The sequence below is a fragment of the Azospirillum melinis genome (assembly GCF_013340935.1).
In the GTDB taxonomy this organism is placed as follows: Bacteria; Pseudomonadota; Alphaproteobacteria; order Azospirillales; family Azospirillaceae; genus Azospirillum; species Azospirillum melinis.
In genome coordinates this window covers 22,271-33,818 of sequence record NZ_WHOS01000003.1, presented here as the reverse complement: position 1 = coordinate 33,818, position 11,548 = coordinate 22,271, and the positions used below count along the sequence as shown (strand labels likewise).

The 11,548-nt window shown below is 68.3% G+C and carries 13 protein-coding genes; 7 read left to right on the top strand and 6 right to left on the bottom strand.

The window, feature by feature from the left end:
* Positions 1-141: 141 nt before the first annotated feature.
* The 4 genes from GBZ48_RS03395 to radA form a co-directional block, all read right to left on the bottom strand.
* Complete coding sequence (locus tag GBZ48_RS03395; RefSeq protein ID WP_174469735.1) at positions 142-849, bottom strand: SDR family NAD(P)-dependent oxidoreductase; 708 nt, start codon at positions 847-849, stop codon at positions 142-144.
* An 82-nt stretch (positions 850-931) separates the two neighbouring features.
* Positions 932-2,380, bottom strand: coding sequence for an amidophosphoribosyltransferase (gene purF, locus GBZ48_RS03390; protein WP_174469734.1), 1,449 nt, complete (start codon positions 2,378-2,380; stop codon positions 932-934).
* A gap of 108 nt (positions 2,381-2,488) precedes the next feature.
* Complete coding sequence (locus GBZ48_RS03385; RefSeq protein WP_174469733.1) at positions 2,489-3,178, bottom strand: CvpA family protein; 690 nt, start codon at positions 3,176-3,178, stop codon at positions 2,489-2,491.
* Positions 3,179-3,222: 44 nt separating this feature from the next.
* Positions 3,223-4,671, bottom strand: coding sequence for a DNA repair protein RadA (gene radA, locus GBZ48_RS03380; RefSeq protein WP_174469732.1), 1,449 nt, complete (start codon positions 4,669-4,671; stop codon positions 3,223-3,225).
* Between the two features lie 188 nt (positions 4,672-4,859).
* Here radA and map point away from each other — a divergent pair, with 188 nt between their 5' ends.
* From map to GBZ48_RS03360, 4 genes are read left to right on the top strand one after another with little or no spacing between them, the layout of a single operon-like run.
* Positions 4,860-5,669 carry a type I methionyl aminopeptidase gene (gene map / locus GBZ48_RS03375; protein ID WP_174469731.1) on the top strand — a complete coding sequence of 270 codons (810 nt, stop codon included), beginning with the start codon at positions 4,860-4,862 and terminating at the stop codon, positions 5,667-5,669.
* On the top strand, positions 5,666-6,271 hold the full coding sequence (locus tag GBZ48_RS03370) for an NUDIX hydrolase (RefSeq protein ID WP_174469730.1): 606 nt from the start codon (positions 5,666-5,668) through the stop codon (positions 6,269-6,271). The genes map and GBZ48_RS03370 overlap by 4 nt, the downstream gene beginning before the upstream one ends.
* A gap of 38 nt (positions 6,272-6,309) precedes the next feature.
* Positions 6,310-6,903, top strand: a complete 594-nt coding sequence (locus GBZ48_RS03365) for a Uma2 family endonuclease (RefSeq protein WP_174469729.1) — start codon at positions 6,310-6,312, stop codon at positions 6,901-6,903.
* Positions 6,896-7,348, top strand: a complete 453-nt coding sequence (locus tag GBZ48_RS03360; protein ID WP_174469728.1) for a cupin domain-containing protein — start codon at positions 6,896-6,898, stop codon at positions 7,346-7,348. The genes GBZ48_RS03365 and GBZ48_RS03360 overlap by 8 nt, the downstream gene beginning before the upstream one ends.
* Before the next feature lie 64 nt (positions 7,349-7,412).
* On the opposite strand, the gene GBZ48_RS03355 is transcribed toward GBZ48_RS03360, so the two are convergent.
* Positions 7,413-9,548, bottom strand: a complete 2,136-nt coding sequence (locus tag GBZ48_RS03355; protein WP_246306955.1) for a putative bifunctional diguanylate cyclase/phosphodiesterase — start codon at positions 9,546-9,548, stop codon at positions 7,413-7,415.
* A 649-nt stretch (positions 9,549-10,197) separates the two neighbouring features.
* On the opposite strand from GBZ48_RS03355, the gene GBZ48_RS03350 reads away from it, so the two are divergent.
* Positions 10,198-10,440, top strand: coding sequence for a hypothetical protein (locus GBZ48_RS03350; protein WP_174469726.1), 243 nt, complete (start codon positions 10,198-10,200; stop codon positions 10,438-10,440).
* Here the strand turns inward: GBZ48_RS03350 and GBZ48_RS03345 are convergent.
* Positions 10,412-10,753: a YnfA family protein gene (locus GBZ48_RS03345; RefSeq protein ID WP_174469725.1), complete on the bottom strand. Its 342-nt coding sequence runs from the start codon at positions 10,751-10,753 to the stop codon at positions 10,412-10,414. The two genes, GBZ48_RS03350 and GBZ48_RS03345, sit on opposite strands and share 29 nt — an antisense overlap.
* Before the next feature lie 183 nt (positions 10,754-10,936).
* Between GBZ48_RS03345 and GBZ48_RS03340 the strand changes: the two genes are divergently transcribed.
* A complete protein-coding gene (locus GBZ48_RS03340; protein ID WP_174469724.1) occupies positions 10,937-11,155 on the top strand; it encodes a hypothetical protein in 219 nt (72 codons plus the stop codon).
* A 22-nt stretch (positions 11,156-11,177) separates the two neighbouring features.
* Positions 11,178-11,516, top strand: coding sequence for a hypothetical protein (locus GBZ48_RS03335; protein WP_174469723.1), 339 nt, complete (start codon positions 11,178-11,180; stop codon positions 11,514-11,516).
* The last annotated feature ends 32 nt before the right edge of the window (positions 11,517-11,548 follow it).

Below are 11,548 nucleotides of genomic sequence, written 5' to 3'. Positions count from 1 at the left end.
CTCACCCTCCCCGCCTTCGGCGGGTCCAAGGCCGCTCGCAAGTCTCGCGACCGCGCTCCGCCTACGATCACCTTCGGTGCTCGTCCGGCCTATGGCCGTCGGCTCTGCGCCCTCTCCCGGGGCGGGAGAGGGCAATTTACTTTACTGCCCCAGAACCAGCTCCCCGTGGCGCTCGCAGCCGGCCTCGGCCAGTTCGACAAAGCGTTCGGTCACGTCGTCGGGCTGGGCGACCTTCGTCGGGTCCTCGCCGGGGAAGGCCTGGGTGCGCAGCTTGCTTGCCACCACGCCGGGGTCGAGCAGGTTGACGCGCAGGGTCGAGCCGGCGACCTCCATCGCGTAGGTCTTCACGATCATCTCCAGCGCCGCCTTGCTGGCGCCGTAGGGCATCCAGTAATGGTGCGGCGCCTTGGCGGCGGCGGACGTCACGAAGATGGCGCGGCCGGTGCCCGACGCGCGCAGCAGCGGGTCCATCGAGCGGATCAGTCGGTAGTTCGCCGTCACGTTCAGATCCATCACCCGCGACCACAGCTTCGGATCGTACTGGGCGACCGGGCCGAGAGCCTCCAGCGCGCCGGCATTGCCGACGACGACGTCCAGCTTGCCGAAGCGCTGGTAGAGCGCATGGCCGAGCTGGTCGATCTTGTCGTAGTCGCGCATGTCCATCAGCACCAGGGTCGCCGACTGGCCGGAGATCTTCTGGATGGCGTCGTCGGTCTCCTCCAGCCCGCCGACCGTGCGGGCGACCAGAACCAGATGGGCGCCTTCGGCGGCGAAGCGCTTGGCGACGGCGGCGCCGATGCCGCGCGAGGCGCCGGTGACGAGGGCGATGCGGCCGGAGAGACGGGACATGGGGGCGACTCGTTTCCTGGGATTATTGTTCGTTCACATATGAAAAACCCTCCCCCGTTGCGGGGGGAGGGTTTTCTTGGGATCAGGCGCGGACCGGGACGTTCGCCTCGGCCGGCGGATGCTCCAGCGCGTCGGTCAGCGGGATCGGGTAATCGCCGGTGAAGCAGGCGTCGCAGTAGCCGAGCTTGGCGGGGTCGCGCTTCTCCTCGCCCATCGCGCGGTAGAGGCCGTCGAGCGAGATGAAGGCGAGGCTGTCGGCCTGGATGAACTCGCGCATCTGTTCCACCGTCATGCGATGGGCCAGCAGCTTGCCCTGCTCCGGCGTGTCGATGCCGTAGAAGCAGGGGTGCGAGGTCGGCGGGCTGGAGATGCGCATGTGCACCTCCTTGGCCCCGGCGGCGCGCACCATCTCGACGATCTTCTTGGACGTGGTGCCGCGGACGATGCTGTCGTCCACCAGCACGACGCGCTTGCCCTCGATCATCGCGCGGTTGGCGTTGTGCTTCAGCTTCACGCCCAGGTGACGGATCTGGTCGGTCGGCTCGATGAAGGTGCGGCCGACATAATGGTTGCGGATGATGCCGAGGTCGAAGGGCACGCCGGCTTCCTGGGCATAACCCAGCGCCGCGGGCACGCCGCTGTCGGGCACCGGCACGATCACGTCGGCGGGAACGCCGGCCTCGCGGGCCAGCTCACGGCCGATGCGCTGGCGCGCCTGATAGACGGAGGTGCCCTCCATCACGCTGTCGGGACGGGCGAAGTAGATGTATTCGAAGATGCACAGGCGGCGCTGCTGCGGCTGGAACGGGCGCAGGCTGTGGAGGCCGCTGTCGTCGATGACGATCATCTCGCCCGGCTCGACGTCACGGACATAGTCGGCGCCGACGATGTCGAAGGCGCAGGTCTCGCTCGCCAGGATGTAGGTGTCGCCGAGCTTGCCCAGCACCAGCGGACGGACGCCGAGCGCGTCGCGCACGCCGATGACCTCCTTGGAGGTCAGCGCCACCAGGGAGAAGGCGCCCTCGACCTGCCGCACCGCCTCGATCAGCCGGTCGACCGGCGAGCCGCCGCGGGCGGTCGCCATCAGGTGGACGATGACCTCGGTGTCGGTGGAGGACTGGAACAGGCAGCCGCGGCGGACCAGCTGACGGCGCAGCACCTGGGCGTTGGTCAGGTTGCCGTTGTGGGCCAGCGCGAAGCCGCCGAACTCGAAGTCGGCATAGAGCGGCTGGACGTTGCGGATCGAGGTGTCGCCGGTGGTGGCGTAGCGCACATGGCCGATGGCGCTGCCGCCCTTCAGCTTGGCGATGATCGCCTCGGAGCTGAAATGGTCGCCGACCAGGCCCAGCGTGTGCTGGAGGTGGAAACGGCCGCCGTCGAAGCTGACGATGCCCGCCGCCTCCTGCCCGCGGTGCTGCAGGGCATGCAGGCCCAGCGCCGTGATGGCGCCCGCCTGCGGGTTGCCGTAGATGCCGAACACGCCGCACTCTTCGCGCAGCTTGTCGTCGTCGAACGGATGCGTCGTCAGCATCACCAGAAGTCCTTCGTCCAAGAGGCGCCGTCGGCGCGCGTCAGCACATGCAACGGAAAAAACCACGGTCCCACAAACGTCGATCGCGCCAAAACCGAGCGGTCAAGCTCAGCGGGCGTTGTTCTGCATCAGCCTTTCAAGATCGGCGCGATCGCGGTCCTTATAACCGGTATCGGGCGCCTGCGCACCCCCGGTCTTCGCGGGGCTGGGCACCGGCGTCGACAGGCGGTCGAGCGCCTGCTTGGCCTCCATCGCCTGACGCGCACGGTCGCGCGCCATGTCCATCTGGCCGAGACCTTCCTTGCGCAGATTTTCCGGCACGAAGGCGTAGAGCGTTTCCGCCCCCATCGCCAGGAAGGGCCGGGTCTTCGCCTGCTGGAGCCAGACCGGCTGTTCGGCCTGGTTCGGCACCAGCCACAGGAAGAACAGGTAGGCGATGGAAACGAGAATCCCACCCTTCACCAGACCGAAGGCGAAGCCCAGCGTGCGGTCCAGCGCCGACAGGGCCGAGGCCTGCACCCCGCGCGACAGGCTGCGGCCCAGGAGCGACAGCACGATCAGCGCGACGATGAAGACGCCGACCGCCGAGGCGGCATAGGCCAGCATCTCGAAGCGGATGTAGATCTGCGCATAGGGCAGGACATGAGGCAGCGCGTAGAGCGTGATAATCGCCGCACCGGCCCAGGCGGCGACCGACACCAGTTCGGCGACGAGGCCGCGGCTGAAGGCGAGCAGTGCGGCCAGAAGCAGCACGGCGATGACGACGATGTCCACCGGATTGACGGGAAGAGTGTCCATGACCCTGTGCCGATTGCCTGTACCGATTGATGACGTATGGTTGGTCAGATGTATTCGTCGTCGCGCCAGCGGCGCGTGTCGTTGTCATCGTGGGCGCGCCTGGACGGCGGCCGGCCGGAAGAGCCCTGCGGCTGGAACAGCGGCATCAGCTCGCCCAGCTGCTGGAGTTCGACCGTCTTGAGACCATTGTCGCCGCGGCTGCCCTTCTTGCCGGCGCGGCGCGCCGGGAAGATGGCGGAGGAGAAGCCGAGCTTCGCCGCCTCCTTCAGCCTCGTATCGGTCTGGCTGACGGCGCGGACCTCGCCCGACAGGCCGAGTTCGCCGAACACCACCGTGTCGGCCGGCACCGGCTCCCCGGTCAGCGACGAAACCAGCGCCGCGGCGACCGCCAGATCGGCCGCCGGTTCGGTGATGCGCAGGCCGCCGGCCACGCTCAGATAGACGTCGTTGGCGCCGATCTGCACGCCGCAGCGCGCCTCCAGCACCGCCAGCACCATGGCGAGGCGGGCCGAATCCCAACCGACCACGGCGCGGCGCGGCGTGCCGAGCGGCGACGGGGCGACCAGCGCCTGCACCTCGACCAGCACGGGGCGGGTGCCCTCCATGCCGGCGAAGACGGCGGCCCCCGACACGTCGCCGCGCCGTTCGGCCAGGAACAGGGCGGACGGGTTGGCGACTTCGCCGAGGCCGGCGTCGCCCATCTCGAACACGCCGATCTCGTCGGTCGGGCCGAAGCGGTTCTTCACCGCGCGCAGGATGCGGAACTGGTGGCCGCGCTCGCCTTCGAAATAAAGGACGGTGTCCACCATGTGCTCCAGCACGCGGGGACCGGCGATCATGCCTTCCTTGGTGACATGGCCGACCAGCAGCAGGACGACGCCGCGCCGCTTGGCGACGCGGATCAGTTCCTGCGCGCTGGCGCGGACCTGGGCGACGGTGCCGGGGGCGCTGTCCAGATTGTCCATATACATGGTCTGGATCGAATCGATGACGATCACCTCCGGACCCTTGGCGTCGTCCAGCGAGGCGACGATGTCACGCACGCTGGTGGCCGACGCCAGATCGACGGGGGCGGTGGCGCAGCCCAACCGCTGGGCGCGCAGGCGGACCTGATCGACCGCCTCCTCGCCCGAGACGTAGGCGCAGCGGTGGTCCTGCGACAGCCGGGCCATCGCCTGGAGCAGAAGGGTCGATTTGCCGATGCCGGGATCGCCACCGATCAGGATCGCCGAGCCGGGAACCAGCCCGCCGCCGCAGACGCGGTCGAACTCGGCGATGCCGGTCATGCGCCGCGGCGGCGCCTCGCTGGAGCCGTGCAGCCCGACGAAGTCGATGCGGCGGCCGCGGGCGGCGCCCAGCCCCTTGGGCGCGCTGTCGGGTGCGGCCTCCTCGACGAGGCTGTTCCATTCGCCGCAGGCGTCGCACTTGCCCGCCCATTTGGGGAAGGAGGCGCCGCAAGCCTGGCAGACATATCGGGTGGTGGGCTTCGCCAAAGGTCTGGTAGTCCGATGGGGATAGGGCCCGCCACATATAGCAAGCCGTTCCGCCGAATCCTACGTTTGCAGGGGTGGAATGCGGGGGCTTTTTTCAGACGGGTGCCGTGATAGCTTGTTGCGCTGTCTGCGGATGGTCGCGGCAGCCGAAGGATGGTCAGAGGATTTACGTGACGGATGACGGTTTGATGGACAGGGATGGACGACGGATCGTTCTGCACGGTCCGGAAGAGTTCGCGGCGCTGCGCAAGGCCTGCCGGCTGGCGGCCGAGACGCTGGACTACATCGCGCCCTTCGTGGTGCCGGGCGTCAGCACAGGGCGACTCGACAAGCTGATCGAGGAATTCCAGCGCGACCGCGGCGGCATCCCGGCGACGCTGGGCTATCAGGGCTATCCGGCCTGCAGCTGCATCTCGCCCAACCATGTCGTCAACCACGGCATCCCCAGCGACGACAAGACGCTGGTCGAGGGCGACATCGTCAACATCGACGTCACCGTGATCCTGGACGGCTGGTACGGCGACAGCAGCCGCATGTATTTCGTCGGCGAGAAGATCGGCGTGAAGGCGCGCAAGCTGGTCGACCTGACCTATCGCTGCATGATGGCCGGCATCGCCCAGGCCAGGCCCGGCAACCATCTGGGCGACATCGGCCATGCCATCCAGACGATGGCGGAGGCGGCGCGCTGCTCGGTCGTGCGCGATTTCGGCGGGCACGGCATCGGGCAGGTCTTCCACGGCGCCCCGCACGTCGATCACTTCGGCAAGCCCGGCACCGGCGTCGAGCTGCGCCCCGGCATGGTCTTCACGGTCGAGCCGATGATCAACGCCGGCCGGCCGGAGGTGAAGATCCTGTCCGACGGCTGGACCACGGTCACCCGCGACCGCTCGCTGTCGGCACAGTTCGAGCACCAGATCGGCATCACCGAGGACGGCTGCGAGATCTTCACCCTCTCCCCCGCCGGCTACACCCAGCCGCCTTACGGGAGCGCCGCATGAGCGACGACCGGAAGCAGGACGAACAGAAGCCTTGGGACGTTCTGGGCAGCCGCGAACTGCTGGATGCCAGCCCGTACCTGAAGGTGCGGGCGGAGACGGTCCAGCTGCCCGACGGGCGGACGGTGGAGAATTTCTACCAGATCGACCAGCCCGACTTCGCCCTGATGTATGTGGAGACCGAGGACGGCAAGGTCGTGATGCTGCGCACCTACAAGCATGGGCCGCGCCGCGTCAGCCTGACCTTCCCCGCCGGCGCCATCGAGCCCGGCGAGGATCCGCTGGCCGCCGCCAGGCGCGAGCTGCTGGAGGAAACCGGCTATGCCGCCGACGACTGGACGGCGCTGGGCGGCTTCGTGGTCGGGGCGAACTCGAAGGGCAGCACCTGCCACATGTTCCACGCCAAGGGCGCCCGCAAGGTGGCGGAGCCGGATCAGGGGGATCTGGAGGACATGCGGATCGAGCTGCACAGCGCCCGCGAACTGATCGACGCGGCGGCGCAGGGCGACTATGCGGTGCTGCCGGTGATCGCCATGCTGGGGGCGATGCTGCTGCCGGAGCTGCGCGAGGGGCTGGGCATGGCGGCGCGGACGCGGTCGGTGTAAAAAGACGGGGCGACCTTTCACCGACCGGGAGGGCGGCCATGGCCCTGCGCAAAGAGCGCCGGATGACGCTTGACGAGTTTCTCGCCTGGGAGGAGCGGCAGGACAGCCGCCACGAGTTCCTCCAGGGCGAAATCGTCGCCATGATCGGCGGAACGGTCGCCCACAACCAGATCGTCGGCAACGTCTATGCCGCCCTGCGCGGCGATCTGCGCGGGTCGCCCTGCCGGGTGTTTCAGGAAACGATGCGCATCCGGGCCGACGAGTCGGTGTTCTATCCGGATGTCTTCGTCACCTGCACCGCCCTGGACGACCGCGACCGGCTGGCCCGCGAACCGATCCTGATCGTAGAGGTGCTGTCCGACAGCACCTCCAGCTACGACCACACCACCAAAAGCGCCGCCTACCGCACCCTCCCCTCGCTGAGCCACTATGTGCTGATCCATAAGCGCGTGGCGGTGGTCGAGAGCTTCCGCCGGGCCGGCGATGGCTGGACGCATGAGCTGCTGTCCGGGCGCGACGGCATGCTGACGATCCCGGCGCTGGAGGTGACGCTGCCGCTGGCGGCGATCTACGAGGACACGCGGGTGTCCTTCGACCTGACCATCCCTGTGAGCGATACCGACAATGTCTGAACACGCCTTGTCCGCCGAGCGGCTGATCGGACTGCTGGGGTTGCAGCCGCATCCGGAGGGGGGCTTCTACGCCGAGACCTACCGTGCGCCGGGCAACGGTGGGCGCGGGGCGGTGACGGCCATCTACTTCCTGCTGAAGGCCGGGCAGCGGTCGCATTGGCATACGGTGGATGCCGTGGAGATCTGGCTCTGGCACGGCGGGGCGCCGCTGGAGCTGTTGATTTATGAGGATGGCGGAACGGTCGAGCGCCGCCGGCTGGGGATGGACATCGCGGGCGGCGAGAGGCCGCAGGCGGTGGTGCCGGTGGGTGCCTGGCAGGCGGCGCGAAGCCTGGCCGAGGGGCCGGACGGCTGGTCGCTGGTGAGCTGCACCGTGGCGCCGGCCTTCGAGTTCGCCGGGTTCCGGATGGCGCCGGAGGGATGGGAGCCGGCGGAAAAGCTGTGAGGGGCGGATGACCGTTCCCTCGCCCGCATCGCTCGGCCCTTGATCCCGGCGCCGGGCCGGGAGGTCAGGCGATGGCCGGCGCGGCCTGCGTGCGCACCATGTCGGCCAGCGCCTCGGGCGCCATCGGACGGCCGAACAGGTAGCCCTGCATCAGGTCGCAGCCGACCGACACCAGGAAATCGCGCTGTTCCACCGTCTCCACCCCTTCCGCCACGGTGGTCAGGCCAAGGCCGTGCGCCATGCCGACGGCGGCGCGGACCAGCGCGTTGCTCTTCGGATTTTCCGGCACGTCGATGACGAAGGCGCGGTCGATCTTCAGCTTCGCCACCGGCAGCTGCTGCACGTAGCTGAGCGAGGAATAGCCGGAGCCGAAATCGTCGATGGCCGCCTGGATGCCGAGATCGGCCAGCTCGCCCAGCGTCCGCACCGCCACCTTCAGATCGCGCACCGCCGCCTGTTCGGTGATCTCCAGCCCCAGATGGCTGCGCAGCGACGGATGCTCGCCCAGCAGTTCCTCCAGGCGCAGCGTGAGGTTGCCGCGCAGGAACTGCTGGCCGGAGATGTTGAGGAAGACGCGGTCGGGCAGCACGCCCTCCGCCTCCCAGGCCGTCATCTGGGCGATGGCGGTGGACAGCACCCAATCGGTGATCGGCACGATAAGGCCGCTTTCCTCGGCGACGGGGATGAACTCCCCGGGCGACACCGGCCCCAGCGCGTGATGGTCCCAGCGCAGCAGCGCCTCCGCCGAGCGGACCCGGCCGGCCCTGTCGACGATGGGCTGGTAGACGAGGCGCAGCTCGTTCCGTTCGATCGCGTGGGTCAGATGCATAGTCAGCATCATCCGCCGCGTCGCCGCCGCCGCCATTTCCGGCGTGTAGAAGCAGATGGCGTTGCCGCCATTGTGCTGCACCGCCTGCAAGGCCAGCTTGGCCTTGGCGTTCAGATCCTCCAGCGTGCTGACCGTCTCGTCCTGCACCGCGGCGCCGACCGACAGCCGCAGCCGCACCCAATGGCGGTCGGCGTAGATCGACGCGGTCAGCCGGTCGTGCAGCACCCCGGCCAGCGTGCGCGCCTGATCGGCATCGGCCACCCGTGACAGCGCTGCGAATTCGTCGGCGGCGATGCGGCAGATGATGGTGTTGGGCGGCAGCACCTCGGTCACCCGGCTGACCATCGCCTTCAGCGCGGCATCGCCGACATGGAAGCCGAAGGCTTCGTTCACGTCGCTGAACTGGTCGACGTCCAGCGCAAACAGCGCGAACAGCCCGCCGCCTGCCCCGCCGCTGCCGCTGCCCTCCGGCCCGTCGGCGCGATGGCCGGCGAACAGCGCCTCGCACTCCTCCAGAAAGGCGGTTCGGGTCAGAACGCCGGTCAGCGGGTCGTGCCGCGCAAGGTAGGAGGCGCGCTGCTCCGCCGCCAGACGGTCGGAAATGTCGCGGATGATGCCGACGAAGGTGACGTCGTCGCCCATCCGCGCCTCGCCGACGCTGAGATGGATGGGAAACACCGTGCCGTCCTTGCGCTGGCCCAGCGTGTCGCGGCCGATGCCGATGATCTTGGCCCGCTCGGTCCGCATGTAGGTGTCGACATAGCGGGTGTGGTCGCGGGAGAAGGGCGGCGGCATCAGGATGGTCATGCTGCGCCCGACCAGTTCGCTGTCCTCATAGCCGAACAGGCGGCAGCAGGCGCGGTTGATCGAGCGGATGATGCCGCTGCGGTCGGACACGATGATGCCGTCCACCGCCGCGTCCAGCAGGGTGGCGACGAAGCTGTCGCGGCAGGTCACGAACTCGGCGATGCGGTCGGGATCGCCGGTCTGGTGAAAGGTGCCGAGAAAGCCGAGAATCGTCCCGGCGCCGTCGCGATGGGCGGTCACGCTGCCGCTGAGAATCGAGCGGCGGCCGTCGCAGCCGACCGTCGGGCAATCGACCGGGGCGGAGCCGTGCGCCTGAGACTGGCCCAGGGAGATGATGGCGGCGATGGCGGCCCCCAGCGCCGCGGTCACGGGATGGTCGATGGCGGCGAGCGGCCGGCCGATCAGTTCCGCCGGGGAGCGGTCGAGCGCCGCCGCGAAATGGCGGTTGGCATGCCGGCACACGCGGTCGCAGTCCAGATAGACCAGCGCCATCCCGCCCGCCATTCCGCCATCGTCGAGCAGGCTGGCGGCCAGCGAGGCCAGAAAGGCCGGATCGCGCGGCATCCCGGCGGCTCCCGCCGCGCCGGACCCGCTGCACTCGGAACCGTTCATCTGATCCGCCGGTTGTAGGTCCACGAAGCGATCCGTTTCTTCTGTCCGGCCCGAAAGACGGACCTCGTGATGCATCACCGGGAGCCCGGCTGACCGAATTCGGATGCCCGACGGTGGTATTATGACCCCGTCCGGCAACTTTTCCAACGCCAAGCGGACGCGTAAATGCAGGACATTTCCGCAACCCTGTCGCCGTGATGCTTTCGCACTCTAACGGTTAGAGGTCGAAGTACGATTGACATGGTTCAATGCGGACCGCGGTTTCGGAGATAGACGCGCACCGTCCGCCGCACCACTACAGCTTTCGCGCGTGTGGTCTGCGACAATTCGGGGGCATTGGGTCCGGCATGCTGGACCTTCGGCGGTATACGCCCCAAGATATTCGCCAACGCTATTCGCCAACACAGGCGATCCGGGAACCGTCCCGGCATTTTTTCAGCCAGTCCCGTCTCTTTGTGCCTGATGGAGGAATAAACCGCAGGTCCCAGGCGTTTTTCCTGACAATGGCCGCAACAACCGACCCCCCAGGTCGGCTGGCACCGGCAGGTCGGGTCCGCCAACGGTCCGCGGTTCGAGAAAAAACGATTGGGAGCATTCCGTCATGACCAACGCATTCAGCCAGATCCGACACTCCGACGGCCGTGCATACTACCAGGGCACCCCGCTGTCCCTGGCCGATGCGCAGATCATGCTCAACGACGACATCCTGCGTCGCCGGGTGCGCGTCGGGGCCTATCTGCGGGTGGATGACGGCCGGCTGGTGCTGGTCAACGGCCCCGCCCTGCACCCTTGGGTCAGCCGACCGGCGTCGGCGCTCAGCCCCCGCGCGGCCCGGCCAGAATAAGCGCCGCTCCGCCCAGACAGATCAGCGCGCCGGCCGCATCCCAGCGGTCCGGCCGCGCGCCCTCGACCAGCCACAGCCACAGCAGCGACGCCGCGATGTAGACGCCGCCATAGGCGGCATAGGCCCGCCCGGCGAATTCGGCGTCGGCCCGCGTCAGCAGCCAGGCGAACAGGCACAGGCTCGCCACGCCCGGCACAGCCAGCCACGCACTGCGGCCCAGCCTTATCCAGGCCCAGAAGGCGAAGCAGCCGGCGATCTCGGCCAGCGCTGCCGCGCCATACAGCGCCAGCGTCGCGCCCTGTGTCCGCTCCATCCGTTCTTCCAACTCAGCTTCGCTTCCGATGGCAGGATGCTGACGACCGAGTCCTTTGGCGTCAACAGGTTGCGCGTCATTGCAACGCGCCACAGCTCGTTTCAATTTGCCGTCCTAATATTACAGTGCATTCATGGACTTGGCTGGGGGTGCGGCATAGATTCGCTGGGCAGGAGGCATACTATGATGCTCATAGACGCTACCGACCCGATGCGCGACGCCATCGAAACGATCCGGGCCACCGACGTGATTTCGGAATCGAAGAAGCGCATCCTGTTCCAGGGGCTGGAGGCGTTGCGCAGCCGGCATTGTCCGGACCCGCGCCCGATGACGGGTTGTTGCGAAGAGTGCCTGTCCCGCAGCCGCTGCCTGCCGGCGGTGCTGGATCTGCTCGGTTCCTGACCACGGCCGGGGAGAACACGGATTGAGCCTGACGCTCGATGACGAAGCCACGCTGTGTTCCGTCGAGATCCTGGCGGAGGCGGTCGAAATGGCCTTCGTTCCCGGTATCCTCGAACTGCGCACCCTGCGCGATTCCCTGAACGATGCCCTGCACACCCGGTCCCCGGCGGCGGTGAAGCTCGCCTACAGCGCCTTCAGCCGGGTCGACCGCGATTTCCGCAACCAGATCACCCATCACGCCCTGCAACTGGCGGCTCTGCGCCGTCACAGCGCCGGGCCGATGCGCCGTGACCTGCCCGTCGATGGCGGCGTGCCGGCGCGGTCGTCCGGCCGCGGAGTCGACGGGCCGCGCCGGGCGTAAGCGCGGCATGAGCACCGGGGCGGGCCGCTTGT

Excerpts from the sequence above, each read along its gene's own strand:
- GBZ48_RS03395 (WP_174469735.1), bottom strand. The coding sequence starts at position 849 with ATGTCCCGTCTCTCCGGCCGCATCGCCCTCGTCACCGGCGCCTCGCGC.
- purF (WP_174469734.1), bottom strand. The coding sequence starts at position 2,380 with ATGCTGACGACGCATCCGTTCGACGACGACAAGCTGCGCGAAGAGTGC.
- GBZ48_RS03385 (WP_174469733.1), bottom strand. The coding sequence starts at position 3,178 with ATGGACACTCTTCCCGTCAATCCGGTGGACATCGTCGTCATCGCCGTG.
- map (WP_174469731.1), top strand. The coding sequence starts at position 4,860 with ATGGACAGGGATGGACGACGGATCGTTCTGCACGGTCCGGAAGAGTTC.
- GBZ48_RS03370 (WP_174469730.1), top strand. The coding sequence starts at position 5,666 with ATGAGCGACGACCGGAAGCAGGACGAACAGAAGCCTTGGGACGTTCTG.
- GBZ48_RS03365 (WP_174469729.1), top strand. The coding sequence starts at position 6,310 with ATGGCCCTGCGCAAAGAGCGCCGGATGACGCTTGACGAGTTTCTCGCC.
- GBZ48_RS03360 (WP_174469728.1), top strand. The coding sequence starts at position 6,896 with ATGTCTGAACACGCCTTGTCCGCCGAGCGGCTGATCGGACTGCTGGGG.
- GBZ48_RS03355 (WP_246306955.1), bottom strand. The coding sequence starts at position 9,548 with ATGCCGCGCGATCCGGCCTTTCTGGCCTCGCTGGCCGCCAGCCTGCTC.
- GBZ48_RS03350 (WP_174469726.1), top strand. The coding sequence starts at position 10,198 with ATGACCAACGCATTCAGCCAGATCCGACACTCCGACGGCCGTGCATAC.
- GBZ48_RS03345 (WP_174469725.1), bottom strand. The coding sequence starts at position 10,753 with ATGGAGCGGACACAGGGCGCGACGCTGGCGCTGTATGGCGCGGCAGCG.
- GBZ48_RS03340 (WP_174469724.1), top strand. The coding sequence starts at position 10,937 with ATGATGCTCATAGACGCTACCGACCCGATGCGCGACGCCATCGAAACG.